Raw genomic sequence first — 14,059 nt, forward strand, 5'->3', positions numbered from 1 at the left:
CCGGAAATCCAATCATTGTAGTCGCCGTCTCCCACACGCAAATCAGTCCGGCGGTCGCTTCAGTCGAAGTGAGTCCCGCCTCACCTTAGTCCGCAGCTAGGCCCAACGGAACTACCCCGCAACGGAACACGGTCGAAACTCTTCACATGGGGCAAACGGGCCACACTTCTGATTCGGAACGGGATTTTATCAGCCCTGCGCCGCAGGAGAGGGTCAGAAGACGAAGGCGGGAACTCGCTCGAATCCGGGTAAAACGGGGGCCGAGGCGTCGAACAGCTCGCGATGGCCGAAATCCCCGTGGGAGTGCGTCACCAGGGTGGCGCGCGGCGGCGGCAACAGACCGAACACCCCGACCAGCCTGCCCCCCTCCTTGAGCTGGCCGAACAGCCCGGTCGGGACGATCTCCGTGGCACCATTGAGGATAATGACGTCAAACGGGGCGCCCGCGGCATCGCCGTCGGTGGCTGCGGCCGTTTTGACGGTGATATTCTGGATCCCGAGTTCGGCGAACGCCGTGGTCGCCCTTGCGGCAAGCGCCGGATCGCTTTCGGTCGCGCAGACGTCTGCGGCAAAGCGCGCCACGACGGCGGCGGCGTAACCGGTCGCGCAGCCGACCACGAGGACGCGGTCGGTGGCCTTGATCTCGGCGGCCTGGAGCATCCGGGCGAGCAGCGCCGGCGTGATCAGGCAGCGCCTCGTCGCACCGCCCTCGGCGACATCGAGGTCGAGGTCGAGATACGCCAGCGCCTGCTTGCTGGCCGGCACGAATATCTCGCGCGGCACGGTCAGCATGGCATCGAGAATACGATCATCGGTCACGTCGCTCGGACGCACCTGACCATCGACCATATACTGGCGCGCGGTCGAAAAACCGGTCATTGGCGGAGACCCTGCAAGTCGCGGCATTGCCGCTGGAGAAGCTAGAACAGGGCCATCTTTTGGAACAAGCTCCGCCAAAACGCAACACGCCGTTGGCGGGCGATCGCGCTCCCAGAACGGGCTCGTGGCGCCGTCTATTCGATCGTGACGGCAAGCCGGCCGATCAGGCGGGCCACTTCGTCGAGATGCTCGGAATCATGCTCCTCGACGGCCTTCGCGAGTCGGCGGACGCATTCATCGTCACTGATGTCAGGCGCGTCATTCGGAACGAGCGTCGGCTGCGGCATCGACAGGTCGATCAAGTTAATGGTCATCAAAATCACCTCTCAAGACCCGACGGAAGCGAGTGTTGAAGGTTATTGAGTCGATTTGACGACGTTTTCGGCCTGTCCGCTGCGGACCACGGGCTTGTGATTGGCGATTTGGGGGATCGATGGGGCCAGACCAAACTGGCTCCCCGGGCTGGATTCGAACCAGCGACCATTCGATTAACAGTCGAATGCTCTACCGCTGAGCTACCGAGGAATAGGCGAACATCTGTTCGCGAGCGGGCAGCGTATAACAAAGCCTTTCGGCCTTGCAAAGAACCAAATCGCCCCTCCGGCGAAACTTTACCGGGGACCGTAAATCTCTGCGTTACAAGGGTTTACCCATTCCTCCGCGCGGTGCGCGCCCGGCCGCCGCCCTTGCGGGCACCTGGAAACACCGCCAGCGCGGCGATCGCGTCGCGGCTGCGATTCTGGTCTCGGGCACCACCGCCCGGCTTCGCCGCGCAAGCCGGCAGGCTATCGCCCGCCGATGGCAACGATGAACAGCGCGGTCGCGGCCAGCGAGGCGATGGTCCGCACGTGGTTCCAGAAGGTCCAGTCGGTCAGATAGCGCGCCCAGACAGATGCCGCCGACGTGCCCGCAGGGTCAGAGGCCGCAAGCTGATCGTTCAGCGGCACATTGAAGGCGACCGTGACGACGAACATGCCGACCACGTAGAGGGCGCCGCAAATCATCGCAATCGCGCCCGGCTCCTGCCATCTGAGCCCGCCGAGCACGACCAGCACAGCGCAGGACAGCGTGGTGCCGAGGAACACCGGCATGAACGGCGAGCGGACGATATCGGCATTGATCGCGTTCATTGCCGAGATGCCGGCGGCCTGATCGATGCGGCCGAGCGCGGTCATGACGAAAGCCGAGAACGCGAAATAGAGCCCGGCGAGCAAGCCGCAGCCGAGCGCGGAAAACCACAGCAAGGCCGAGGTCAGGATCTGGCGCATCGTTCCGCCTCCAAATGCGAGATATACTCGTATTTGTGAAATGCGATAAACTCTCGTATTAGGGCCGTCAACCCCGATCGCAGGGAAGCGAGAGATGTCGAGACGAAAGGCCGCGGCCGTGGAAGTCCCCCTCCCCGGGCTGGCGCGGCTTGCCCCGACCCAGCAGCGCAGCCGCGAGCGCTTCGAGCGCATCCTTGCCTGCGCGACCGAGATCATGGCGGAAAAGGGCAGCGAGGCCTTCCGCATGAGCGACGTCGTCGCGCGCAGCGGCGTCGCATTCGGCTCGCTCTATCAATATTTCCCGGACAAGGCCGCGATCATCGGCACCCTGGCCGAACGCCATAACGCGGTCGGGCGCGATTGCGTCAGGCGCGATCTGGCCGCGGTGACGACCGCGCGCGACCTGCACCCGGCACTTTGCCGGATCGTCGACAGCTACTACGAGATGTTCATGCGCGAGCCTGTCATGCGCGACATCTGGCAGGCGACGCAAGCCGACCGCGCCCTGCAGAAGCTCGATGCGGACGACATGGCCGTGCTCTCCGGCCTGCTGTCCGACGCGGTCAGGCGGATTGCGCCAGACATGCCGACTGCCGCCTTCGCCACCTTTTCAGCACTGATCATGACGCTGATCGCAGCCGCCGTGCGTCACGCGATCACGCTGCCACCGCGGAAGGCGCGGCAGGCGCTGACGCAGTTCAAGACCATGCTGCCGCACGACCTCACCGGGCTGACGTAACGGCGCGCAGACGTCGGGAATTTCCTCCGGCTCGAGGCGATAGACAGCGGGCGTAGGCGATTTGCGCTGTCCGGGAACTGCCCGCAGCGCCCAACACTGCCCACTGGTGAGACCATGTCAGCAAGAGCCGCGGATCGAGGTGGCATGCGATCAACAAGTATCCCGCGATGCACGCCCTCATTGTCACGGCTCCCTAAAAGTCCTGCGATATTTGACGGCTATGAGGATTGCCGGGAATTCCGGGCGGAGTTTTTCGCAAGATGTGATCTGTCTCACATGAGGTGCGGCCACGCCGACCTAGGTTCCCGAAGGGTCACCAACGATTTGTTAACCAACACGGGCGCCATCGTTCTTTTCATAAAATTCGAACGAATCGCTCAATCCGGACCGAAGACAGTTTTGCGACCATGGCGCTCTCGAACCTCGGAGAGCGCGATGAGCGAAGTCGAATTTGATCTGCTGCTGGACGCCGTGCGAACGGCGATCGCGCCCATTGCTCAGGAGGATTTCGTGGCTCAGCCCTCGCCCCGCATTCAGCCGCCACCGCGCGCGGCCAATGACAACCAGGCGCCGTGGCCGCTGATTCCGTTTCCTGAAGGTTGGTACGCCGCGAGCTAATGCGGCTTCTCATTGATTGGCTGCAAGCCATTGATGAGATGAGTGGAGGCCACGACCAGAATTGAACTGGTGTACACGGTTTTGCAGACCGTTGCGTAACCACTCCGCCACGTGGCCCCTTGCGGCGGACTTCATATACGGCCTCTCTCCGATAGGCAACCGAGCCGGAAGGTAAGGTGCCCCTTGTTTGAGCAATATCCTTCCGGAAGACCGCTTCGCGCTTTTCCGGATCAGGCTCTAGCGCCGGCGTTTCCGGAAATCCCGCTTCTTCGGTTTGGGCGCCAATTCCGGCAATTTGGCCTGCACTTCCCGGAACCTCGCCAGCATCCGCTCGAAACTGCCTGACAACGTTGCGGCGATGTCCGGCCGCTTCTCCAGCCCCGCGAGCAGGATCGCGGCCGCCTCAATGGTGGACAGGCCGTCGCGGCGCGGTTCCCGCCGCAGTCTGCCGTAGAGCGAGGGCCGTTTCGGCCCGAGAATCACCCGTTGGCACTTCAGCATCCAGGCATTGCGCCACCACAGCGCCTTGGCCTGGCTCCAGGTGCCGTCGAGCAGCACGATGCCCTCGATGTCGGCCAGGATGGCGCGCTGATGCGGCTCCAGCTCGCCCTTGCGGTTGATCGCGACGATCTCGGCATCGGTCTCGAGGTCCTCGACCTTGGCGGAGCCGAGATAGAGCACCGCCCAGCGCGACGGATCGGGCACCGGCCGGCCCAGTGCCTTGGCAAGGCTCGGCCAGGACAGCCCGATCCGGACCACGGCGTTCTCGAAATGCCGCGCCAGCAGTCGCGCGGTGCCCAGCGCCCTGTCCTGCTCCTGCGGATGGATCAGGATCAGGAGCTGGACGCGGCTCTCGATCGGCGTGACGCTGTCGCAGATGCACAGCGGCAACGGCTTGCCGCAATGCGCGCACTCCTCGATCTCGGCGACGATATCGGTTTTTGCTTCGGTCGGTTCGGACATCGCTCCGCTATACGCTTGCAATCGTGCAATTCAAACTATTCCGCGGGTGCGTGCACGCCTGACGGCTCGCGGCGCTGGCGCAGCCGGTCGATCAAGAGATAGATCACCGGTGTCGTGTAGAGCGTCAGGATCTGCGACACGAACAGGCCGCCGATGATGGTGATGCCGAGCGGCCGGCGCAGCTCGGTGCCCGGGCCGGTCGCAATCACCAGCGGAATGCCGGCGAACAGCGCAGCCATCGTCGTCATCAGGATGGGGCGGAAGCGCGCCCGGCAGGCCTCGAAGATCGCGTCCCGCGACGACAGGCCCTGATGCCGCTCGGCCTCGAGCGCGAAGTCGACCATCATGATGCCGTTCTTCTTGACGATGCCGATCAACAGGATGATGCCGACGAAGGCGATCACCGTCAGCGGCGTGTTGGTCACCTGCAAGGCGAGCAAGGCGCCGAGGCCGGCCGACGGCAGTGTCGAGATGATCGTGATCGGATGCGCCAGGCTCTCATAGAGCACGCCGAGCACGATATACATCGCGACCAGCGCGCCGAGGATCAGCAGCGGCTGCCGCCCGCTGGTCTTGTTGAAATCGCCGGCATTGCCGTCGAAGCTGCCGCGAATGCCCTCGGGCATGTGCAACTCGTTGACCGCCTGCTGGATGTTCGTCGTCGCGACCTCCAGCGGCACGTCCGGCAGCAGGTTGAACGACACCGTGGTCGAGGGGAAGCCGCCGGAGTGATAGACCGCGAGCGCCGACAATCCACGCTGGTAGTGCACCAGCGCCGACAGCGGCACCTGCACGTCGTTGGCGCCGGCAACGTAGATGCGCTCGAGGTTCGACGGATCGCTCTGGAATTTGGGATCGATCTCGAGCACCACCACGTACTGATTGCGCTGGGTGTAGATGTAAGAGATCTGCCGCTGCGAGAAGGCGTTGTTGAGCGCGTTGTCGATGTCCTGCACGCGGACGCCGAGGCTGGAGGCGGTCTTGCGGTCGATCACGAGGTTGAGCTGCAGGCCGCCGGGATCGCGGTCGGAGGATACGTCCGTGATGCCCTCCACCGTCTCCATGCGCTTGGCCACGATCGGCGCCCATTTCTGCAACAGCTCGAGGTCGGTCGAGGCGAGCGTGTACTGGTAGTCGGAATCACTCTGCCGGCCGCCGGTGCGGATGTCCTGGGCGGCGAACATGAACAGGCGGATGCCCGGCACCATGAACAAGTTGCGGCGCAGCCGGTCGATCACCTGCGCGGTCGACATCCCGCCCCGCTCCTCCGGCGGCTTCAGGCTGATGAACATGGTGCCGCGGTTGGAGGTGGCGCCGCCCGGGCCGCCGCCGGAGCCCACCGACGAGCCGATGCCGGCGACCGCGGGGTCGGCCATCACGATGTCGGCGAGCCGCTGCTGCAGCTGAAGCATCGCCTGGAACGAGATATCCGCCGACGCCCGGGTCGAGCCGATCACGAAGCCGCTGTCGTCGGTCGGGAAATAACCCTTCGGCGTCTTGATGTAGAGCGTCACCGTCAGCGCGACGGTGGCGAAGAACACCACCAGGGTCAGGAAGGGATAGCCGAGCACGATCCGCAGCGTCGCTGCATAGAACGCCACGACGCGGGACAGCGTGCCCTCGATGACCCGATCGTACCAGGTGGCATGATCCGAAGTCGCCTCCCTGATGTAATGCGCGCAGATCATCGGCGTGATGGTCAGCGACACCACGGTCGAGACCGCGATCGCGAACACCAGCGTCAGCGAGAATTCGCGCAGCAGCCGCCCGACGATGCCATCCATGAAGATCAGCGGCGTGAAGGCCGCGATCAGCGACAGCGAGATCGACAGCACCGTGAAGCCGATCTGCTTGGCGCCTTCGACGGCAGCCGGATATGGCGCCATGCCCTGCTCGAGATTGCGGTACATGTTCTCGATCATCACGATGGCGTCGTCGACCACGAAGCCGACGGAGATCGCCAGCGCCATCAGCGACAGATTGTCGATCGAGAAGCCGGCGAGCCACATCCCGGCGCAGGTGCCGGCCAGCGCCAGCGGCACCGAGACGCCGGCGGCGATCGTCGGCACCGCCCGACGCAAGAACACGAACACCACGATCATCACAAGCACGGCGGTCGCCAGCAGCGTGAACTGCATGTCCTCGACGCTGGCGCGGATCGTTCCGGTGCGATCGACCAGGGTGGAGATCTCGACGCCTGCCGGAATCCATTTCTTCAGTTCCGGCAGCATCCTGCGAACGCCGTCGACGGTGTCGATGACGTTGGCGTCGCCCTGCTTGGTGATCTGGATCAGCACCGCCGGCTGCTTGTTGAACCAGGCGATCGAGCGCGAGTTGCGCACGGAATCCTCGACCTCGGCGACGTCGGCGAGGCGGACGTAATTGCCGTTCGAGCTCTTGATGACGATGTCGCGGAACTCGGCCGCGGTGCGCATCTGCTTGTTGATCGAGAGCGTCTCGCTCAGCCGGCCGCCGTTGAAGATGCCGACCGGCCCCAGCGGGTTGGCATTGATGATCGCGAGCCGGACGTCGTCGGTCGCGATCCCGGCGTTCGCCAGCGACACCGGGTTGAGCGCGATGCGCACCGCCGGCTGGTCGGCGCCGCTGACGGTCACCTCGCCCACTCCCGGCACCTGCGAGATGCGCTGCGCCAGCACCGTGTCGGCGACGTCGTACATCGCGCTGGTCGAGATCGTCTTCGAGGTCAGCGCCAGCACGAATACCGGCGACGCGGCCGGGTTGGCCTTGCGGAACTTGGGCAGCGACGGCAGGTCGCTCGGCAAATCGGCGAGCGAGGCGTTGATCGCGGCCTGCACGTCGCGCGCGGCGCGGTCGATATTGCGGCCGATCGAGAACTGCACCTGGATGCTGGTGGTGCCGAGCGAGCTCGTCGAGGTGATCTGGTCGACGCCCGAAATGGTGCCGAGCTTGCGCTCCAGCGGTGCGGCGACGGTCGCGGCCATCACCGAGGGATCGGCTCCCGGCCTGGACGCCGACACCCGAATGGTCGGGAAATCGACGTTCGGAACCGACGACACCGGCAGGAACTGGTAGGCGACGATCCCGACCAGGAACAGCCCGATCGCAAGCAGTGTGGTGCCCACCGGCCTGCGGATGAAGGGCTCCGAGATCGAGATCACTGCATGCCCTCGGTGGCGCCCGCGATCGGCGGGCCGCTGGGACCCGGCTCCGGCACGGCCCGCTCGATCCGGCGGTTGAGGCGGTCGAGCGCCAGATAGATCACCGGCGTGGTGTAGAGCGTCAGCAGCTGGCTCAGCAGCAGGCCGCCGATGATCGAGATACCGAGCGGGAAGCGCAGTTCGGCGCCGGTACCGCTTTCGATCGCGAGCGGCAGCGCGCCGAACAGCGCAGCCAGCGTCGTCATCATGATCGGGCGGAAGCGCAACAGGCAGGCCTGCACGATCGCGTCATAGGACGACATGCCCTGGTGACGCTCGGCCTCCAGCGCGAAGTCGATCATCATGATCGCGTTCTTCTTGACGATACCCATCAAGAGGATGATGCCGATCAGGCCGATCACCGAGAGATCCTGCCCGCACAGCATCAAGGCGAGGATGGCGCCAACGCCGGCCGAGGGCAGCGTCGAAAGGATGGTGATCGGATGGATATAGCTTTCATAGAGCACGCCGAGCACGATGTAGATCGTGATGATCGCCGCCAGGATCAGCCAGGGCTGGCCGGCGAGCGAGCGCGAGAATTCGGCGGCGTCGCCGGAATAGATCCCGACGATGCTGCCGGGCATTCCGATCCTGCTCTCGATCGCTTTCACGGCCGCGACCGCGTCGCCCAGCGCCTCGCCCGGCGCCAGGTTGAAGCTGAGCGAGACCGACGGGAATTGCGCCTGGTGCGAGATCGCGAGCGGCGCCGTGGTCCGGACCAGCGTCGCCACCGCCGACAGCGGCACCTGCGCGCCGTTGGCGCCGGGCAGATAGAGCTTGTCGAGAATCGACGGGTCGCGCTGATACATCGGCAGCGCTTCGAGCACGACGCGGTACTGGTTGGCCTGGCCGTAGATCGTCGAGATCTGCCGCTGCGCGAAGGCATCGTTCAGCGTGTCGGTGACGCCCTGCAGACTGACGCCGAGCTGGCCGGCGCGCTGGCGGTTGACGTCGAGCGCTGCGCGCAGGCCGCCCTCCTGCGCCTCCGAGGAGACATCGCGGAAGATCGGGTCGCGCCGCATCTCCGCGACGAGCTTTTGCGCCCATTGCGAGACCTCGGCGGCGTCGGTCGCGGTCAGCGTGTACTGGTATTGCGAGCGGCTCGACTGGGTCGAGATCTGCACATCCTGCACCGGCTGGAAGTACACCGTCATGCCGGGCACCGTCGCGATCTTCTCCTTCAGCCGCTCGATCACCTTGACCACGCCCTCGCGCCGCTGGTCGAGCGGCTTCAGCGTCATCACCAGACGGCCGACATTGGTGGTCGGATTGACCGAGCCCGAGCCGATCACCGAGACAACGCCGACCACATCAGGATCGGCCTTGATGATGTTTGAGACCGCGCTCTGCCGCCGCTGCATCTCGGCGAACGAGACGTCGGGCCCGGCCTCGGTCACCGCCGTGATCGAGGAGGTGTCCTGCAGCGGCAGAAAACCCTTCGGTGCCAGCACATACATGATCAGCGTCAGCGCGATGGTCGCGAACGTCACCAGCAGCGTCGCGCGCTGGCGCCGCAGCACCCAGAGCAGCGTCCGATGGTAGAACTCCACCATGCGGTCGATGAAGCGGCTGACCGCGGCGAGGCCCGGGACCGCCATCTCCTCATGGATGTTCTTGAGCAGCCGCGAGCACATCATCGGCGTCAGCGTCAGCGAGACGATCGCCGAGGTCACGACCGCGATCGTCAGGGTGAGCGCGAATTCGCGGAACATGCGGCCAACCAGGCCGGACATGAACAGCAGCGGGATGAACACCGCGATCAGCGACACCGTCAGCGAGATCACGGTGAAGCCGATCTCGCTGGCCCCCTTCAGCGAGGCCTCCATCACCGTCTCGCCGTCTTCCATATGGCGAACGATGTTCTCGATCATGACGATGGCGTCGTCGACCACAAACCCGGTTCCGATGGTCAGCGCCATCAGCGATAGATTGTCGAGGCTGAAGCCCGCGAAATACATGATGCCGAAGCTCGTGATCAGCGACAGCGGCAGCGCGACGCCGGCAATCAGGGTCGCGCGCAGCGACCGCAGGAACAAGAGCACCACCAGGGTCACCAGCACCACGCTCAGGATCAGCGTGAACTGCACGTCGCGGACCGAGGCGCGGATCGTCACGGTGCGGTCGGAGACGATGGTCAACTTGACGCCGGCCGGGACCGACCGCTGCAGCCGCGGGATTTCGCCGCGGATCTGCTTGACGACGTCGATGACGTTGGCGCCAGGCTGACGCTGGATATCGATGATGACTGCCGGCGTGCCCTGGTACCAGCCGCCGGTGCGGTCGTTCTCCAGCCCATCGACGATCTGGGCGACGTCGCCGATCGTGACCGGCGAGCCGTTGCGATAGGCGATGATGATCGGCCGGTAGGCGTCGGCGGCGGCGATCTGGTCGTTGGCGGCGATGGTGTAGGATTGCTGGGCGCCGTCGAGCGAACCCTTCGGCCCCGACACGTTGGCGCCGGCGATCGCGTTGCGCAGGTCCTCCATCGCGATGCCATAGGCCGCGAGGCGGGCCAGATCGGCCTGGACGCGCACCGCCGGCTTCAGGCCGCCGAGGATCGAGACCCGGCCGACGCCGGAAATCTGGCTCAGCCGTTGGCCCAGGATGGTGTCGGCGAGATCGCTCATCGCCCGCAGCGAGATCGTCTCCGAGGTCAGCGCCAGCGTCATCACCGGCGCGTCCGCCGGGTTCACCTTGGCATAGACAGGCGGATACGGCAGCGTCTTCGGCAAAATGCCGGCGGCAGCGTTGATCGCGGCCTGCACATCCTGCGTGGCGCCATCAATGTCGCGGTTGAGGTCGAACTGCAGCGAGATCTGGCTGACGCCGAACGAGCTCGTCGAGTTCATCGACGACAGTGACGGGATCTGCCCGAGCTGCCGCTCCAGCGGCGCCGTGATCAGCGAGGCCACCACGTCGGGGCTCGCGCCGGGCAATTGCGTCGTCACCTGCACGGTCGGGAAGTCGACCTGCGGCAGCGCCGAGACCGGCAGCGCCCAGTAGCCGAGCGCGCCGCCGATCATCAGCGCGATGCCGAGCAGCGAGGTGGCGATCGGCCGGCGGATGAACGGTTCGGAGACGCTCATGGCTGCGTGCTCGCTGTTAGATCGGACATTACGAAGTCAGGATGCCGGTCATGGCTGCGCCTTCGGCGCGCCGCCCGACTGTTCGCCCCCTGCTGCCGGCGCGGGCGCCGGTCCGGTCTGCCCCTTCTGATCGCCTTCGCTGTGCTCGTGCCGGCCGCGATGCTCGCCGTCCTTGCCCTGCCAGTCTTTCTTACCGTCCTTGCCTTGACCTTCGCCTTGCGCCCCGCGCTTGCCGTCAGGATTGCGGCTGCGCTTGCGCGGCGCGAGATCGGCGGCCGGCGGCCCGTCGTCCTTGCCGACCACGACCTTCGCGCCATCGGCGAGATTGGCAAAGCCGGTTGTCACGACGCGGTCCGACGTGGTCAGGCCGCTGGCGATGACGGCTTCATGCTCGTTCTGCTGGGTGACCGTGACCGGCTTGGCGGTGACGATGTCGCCCTCGCCGATCACGTAGCTGAAGGTGCCAGCCGGACCGCGCTGCACCGCCGAGGTCGGCACCACGATCGCCTGCGGCAGGGTCTCGACCTTGAGCCGCACATTGACGAACTGGCCCGGCCAGAGCTGGTAGCTGGCGTTGGGCAATTCGGCCTTCAGCTTCAGCGTGCCGGTGGTCGGATCGACCTGGTTGTCGATGCCGGTCAGCTTGCCGGTATCGATCACGGTGACGCCGTCATTGCCGAACACGTCCACCGCAAGCTGGCCCTTCGCGGCTGCGGCGTTGACCCGCATGATCTGCTGCTGCGGCAGGCTGAACCACACCGCGATCGGCTGCAGCTGGGTCAGGATCACGAGCCCGGTGGTGTCGGAGGCGTGGATGATGTTGCCCTGGTCGACCTGACGCAGGCCGGCGCGACCTGTGATCGGCGCGACGATCTTGGTGTAGCCGAGCGTGGCGCGTGCATTGTCGATCTGGGCCTGATCAGCCTTGATGATGGCCTCCTGCTGCGCGACCAGCGCACGCTGCGTGTCGGCCTGCTGCTTGGAGCCCGCATTGGTGGCGGCGAGTTGCTCATAGCGGGCGAGATCGATTTTTTGGTTGGCGAGCAGTGCTTCGTCCTTGGCCTTCGTGGCCACCGCCTGGTCGTACTGCGCCTGATAGATCGCAGGATCAATCTCGCCCAGCACGTCGCCCTTCTTGACGTCCTGGCCTTCGACGAAATTCACCTTGAGCAGCTTGCCATCGACCTGCGAGCGCACGATGACCGTGTTGAGCGCCCTCACCGAGCCGACGCCGTCGAGGTAAACCGGCACGTCCTGTACATGCGGCGTCGCCGCGAGCACCGGCACCGGCAGATCGGGCCGCGCGCCCGCACCACGCCCGCCGCCGCCATTTTGCTTGGGCTGGAAGGCGAGCCAGCCGAGATAGCCGAGCCCGCCGAGAATCACGAGCGTGATGAGCAGCGACACCATGCGCCCGAGCAGGCGCGAGAGGAGGCTCCGCTTGCGCGGCGCCTTGCTTTTCTCCTCGTCCGTCGAGTCGGGCTTAAAGAGCATCGACCGGTCTTTCCATCTTCGGTTCCCAGCCGCCCCCTAATGCCTGATATAGGCTCACGATCGCCGATAGCCGGGCCAGTTGGGCCTGCGAATAGGCATCTTCCGCCTGGAACAGGGTCAGCTGCGTGTTTAGCACAGTTACGATATCGGCGGTGCCGGCCTTGAGTTGCTGCTCGGCGAGGTCGAAGGCGCGCCGCGACGACGACAGCACGTCGCGCTGCAGCTGCAGCCGGCGCGTGGTCTCGCGGATCGCGACCAGCGCATTGTCGACGTCGGTGAACGACTGCACCACCGTCTTGCGGTAGGTCTGCAGCAACTCGTCCTGCCTGGCCTTGGTGTATTCGAAATTGCCGAGGATCCGGCCGCCGTCGAAGATCGGCTGGGTCATGCTGCCGACCAGGTTGAAGAAGGCGGCATGCGGCTGGAACAGCGAGACCAGCGCCTGGCTCTGGTAGCCGCCCGTTCCGGTCAGCTGGATGCTCGGGAAGAACTGCGCCCGCGCGCTGCCGACATTGGCGGTGGCGGATGCAAGCTGCGCCTCCTGCCGGCGGATGTCGGGACGCTGGGTCAGCAATTCAGACGGCAGGCCCGGCGTGACGCGCGGGATCGCAACGGCGTTGAGCGAGCCGCCGGAGACGCGCACGCTTTCCGGCGGCCGCGACACCAGCACCGCCAGCGCGTTGATACTCTGGTCGAGCGTCTGCCGCAGCGGCGGCACCAGCGCGCGCTGGTTGGCGAGCACGCTCTCCTGCTGCGCGACGTCGAGATCGGAGCCGGTGCCGGCCTTGAAGCGCTCCTTGATCGCATTGAGGATGCGCTCGGCGCTGGCGATGTTGCGCTGCGCGGTGCGCAGGCGGTCCTGCGTCGCCAGCACGGTGAAATAAGCATTGGCGACGCTCGCCAGCGTGGTCAGCGCCACCACCTCACGGTCGAACCGGTTGGCAACGGCGGTCTCCTCCGCCGCCTGCGCGGCGTCGCGGTTCTGGCCCCAGAAGTCGAGCTGATAGCTGGCGCTCAGCGAGGCGTTGTAATTCACCACCTCGCGCCCGCCATTGGTGAGGCCGCTGGCGCTGGAGCCGGAGGTGCGCGAGTAGGTTTCCGATCCGTTGAGATTGAGGGTCGGCAGCAGCGCCGCGCCGGCCTGGCGCGCCAGCGCGTCGGCCTGGCGGAAGCGCGCAACCGCAGCTGCGATGTCGAGGTTGACGGTCTGCGCCTCCTCCATCAGCTGCGTCAGCTCCTTGGAGCGGAAGCCCCGCCACCAATCGAGCGTCGGAAGCGCATCGCCCGGCCGGCCGAGACGCGCGGCCTTGTAGCCTTGCGGCACGTCGAGCGCCGGATCAGGGATGTCCTGGGTCAGAATGCAGCCGGCAGAGCCGGCGACCAGGCCGAGCGCAATAAGCGAGCGTGCCGCGAGCCGGCGCGCGCGGACGGCGAGGCCGAACCGGCCTCCAGGCACCATCACGGACACGGGCTGGGTCACACCCGTTCTCCGCCGAAGCCAGACTTTGCCCGTGGCACACGAATGCCGCGTTCAGCGATGGTCTGGGTGACGTTCACGGGGGTATGCTTCAAATGGAACCTGCCTGTCCCATTCTACCCTTGGGACAATGGGGCGGACAGCCCCGTCACGATTGCGCGGCGTCGCATCGCAAGCGATTCGTGGCTACCTTGAATGCCGACTTTTCCCTATTTTTTACGGCATTTTCGCGCATTTCGGCCCCGTGCCGGAAGTCACGATTCTTACAAAGATTTCATGGGGATTTCTCGGCTCCTGTTGCATTGAATCCGCAAGATGTGCCGGCGCGACGCCAGACTCGCGCCACCGCCCACTGC

The 14,059-nt window shown here is 65.5% G+C and carries 10 protein-coding genes and 2 tRNA genes; 2 read left to right on the forward strand and 10 right to left on the reverse strand.

Annotated features, from left to right (window positions below; genetic code table 11):
• Positions 1-213: 213 nt before the first annotated feature.
• The 4 genes from QA639_RS23205 to QA639_RS23220 all read right to left on the reverse strand — a co-directional run bounded on the left by QA639_RS23205 (position 214) and on the right by QA639_RS23220 (position 2,147).
• On the reverse strand, positions 214-879 hold the full coding sequence (locus tag QA639_RS23205; protein ID WP_157341283.1) for a protein-L-isoaspartate O-methyltransferase family protein: 666 nt from the start codon (positions 877-879) through the stop codon (positions 214-216).
• A 134-nt stretch (positions 880-1,013) separates the two neighbouring features.
• Complete coding sequence (locus tag QA639_RS23210; RefSeq protein WP_028331942.1) at positions 1,014-1,193, reverse strand: hypothetical protein; 180 nt, start codon at positions 1,191-1,193, stop codon at positions 1,014-1,016.
• A 136-nt stretch (positions 1,194-1,329) separates the two neighbouring features.
• Positions 1,330-1,404 (reverse strand) — tRNA-Asn (locus QA639_RS23215).
• A 260-nt stretch (positions 1,405-1,664) separates the two neighbouring features.
• On the reverse strand, positions 1,665-2,147 hold the full coding sequence (locus QA639_RS23220; RefSeq protein WP_283087483.1) for an anthrone oxygenase family protein: 483 nt from the start codon (positions 2,145-2,147) through the stop codon (positions 1,665-1,667).
• 94 nt (positions 2,148-2,241) lie between these two features.
• Here QA639_RS23220 and QA639_RS23225 point away from each other — a divergent pair, with 94 nt between their 5' ends.
• On the forward strand, positions 2,242-2,886 hold the full coding sequence (locus tag QA639_RS23225; RefSeq protein WP_157341281.1) for a TetR/AcrR family transcriptional regulator: 645 nt from the start codon (positions 2,242-2,244) through the stop codon (positions 2,884-2,886).
• Positions 2,887-3,321: 435 nt separating this feature from the next.
• Positions 3,322-3,504: a hypothetical protein gene (locus tag QA639_RS23230; RefSeq protein ID WP_024584196.1), complete on the forward strand. Its 183-nt coding sequence runs from the start codon at positions 3,322-3,324 to the stop codon at positions 3,502-3,504.
• Between the two features lie 43 nt (positions 3,505-3,547).
• Here QA639_RS23230 and QA639_RS23235 read toward each other — a convergent pair.
• From QA639_RS23235 to QA639_RS23260, 6 genes are all read right to left on the reverse strand, one after another.
• Positions 3,548-3,621: transfer RNA gene (locus QA639_RS23235), tRNA-Cys, on the reverse strand.
• Between the two features lie 120 nt (positions 3,622-3,741).
• On the reverse strand, positions 3,742-4,467 hold the full coding sequence (locus QA639_RS23240; protein ID WP_157341280.1) for a tRNA-uridine aminocarboxypropyltransferase: 726 nt from the start codon (positions 4,465-4,467) through the stop codon (positions 3,742-3,744).
• Positions 4,468-4,502: 35 nt separating this feature from the next.
• Complete coding sequence (locus tag QA639_RS23245) at positions 4,503-7,607, reverse strand: efflux RND transporter permease subunit (protein WP_283087484.1); 3,105 nt, start codon at positions 7,605-7,607, stop codon at positions 4,503-4,505.
• Positions 7,604-10,732, reverse strand: coding sequence for an efflux RND transporter permease subunit (locus QA639_RS23250; RefSeq protein ID WP_157341278.1), 3,129 nt, complete (start codon positions 10,730-10,732; stop codon positions 7,604-7,606). The genes QA639_RS23245 and QA639_RS23250 overlap by 4 nt, the downstream gene beginning before the upstream one ends.
• Positions 10,733-10,780: 48 nt before the next feature.
• Positions 10,781-12,226 carry an efflux RND transporter periplasmic adaptor subunit gene (locus tag QA639_RS23255; RefSeq protein WP_157341276.1) on the reverse strand — a complete coding sequence of 482 codons (1,446 nt, stop codon included), beginning with the start codon at positions 12,224-12,226 and terminating at the stop codon, positions 10,781-10,783.
• The gene (locus tag QA639_RS23260) at positions 12,216-13,685 is read right to left on the reverse strand and encodes an efflux transporter outer membrane subunit (RefSeq protein WP_157341357.1); all 1,470 of its coding nucleotides are present in this window, start codon (positions 13,683-13,685) and stop codon (positions 12,216-12,218) included. Before QA639_RS23260 ends, QA639_RS23255 begins: the two co-directional genes overlap by 11 nt.
• Between the last annotated feature and the right edge of the window lie 374 nt (positions 13,686-14,059).

It is taken from the genome of Bradyrhizobium pachyrhizi, assembly GCF_029714545.1.
Taxonomy (GTDB): Bacteria; Pseudomonadota; Alphaproteobacteria; order Rhizobiales; family Xanthobacteraceae; genus Bradyrhizobium; species Bradyrhizobium pachyrhizi.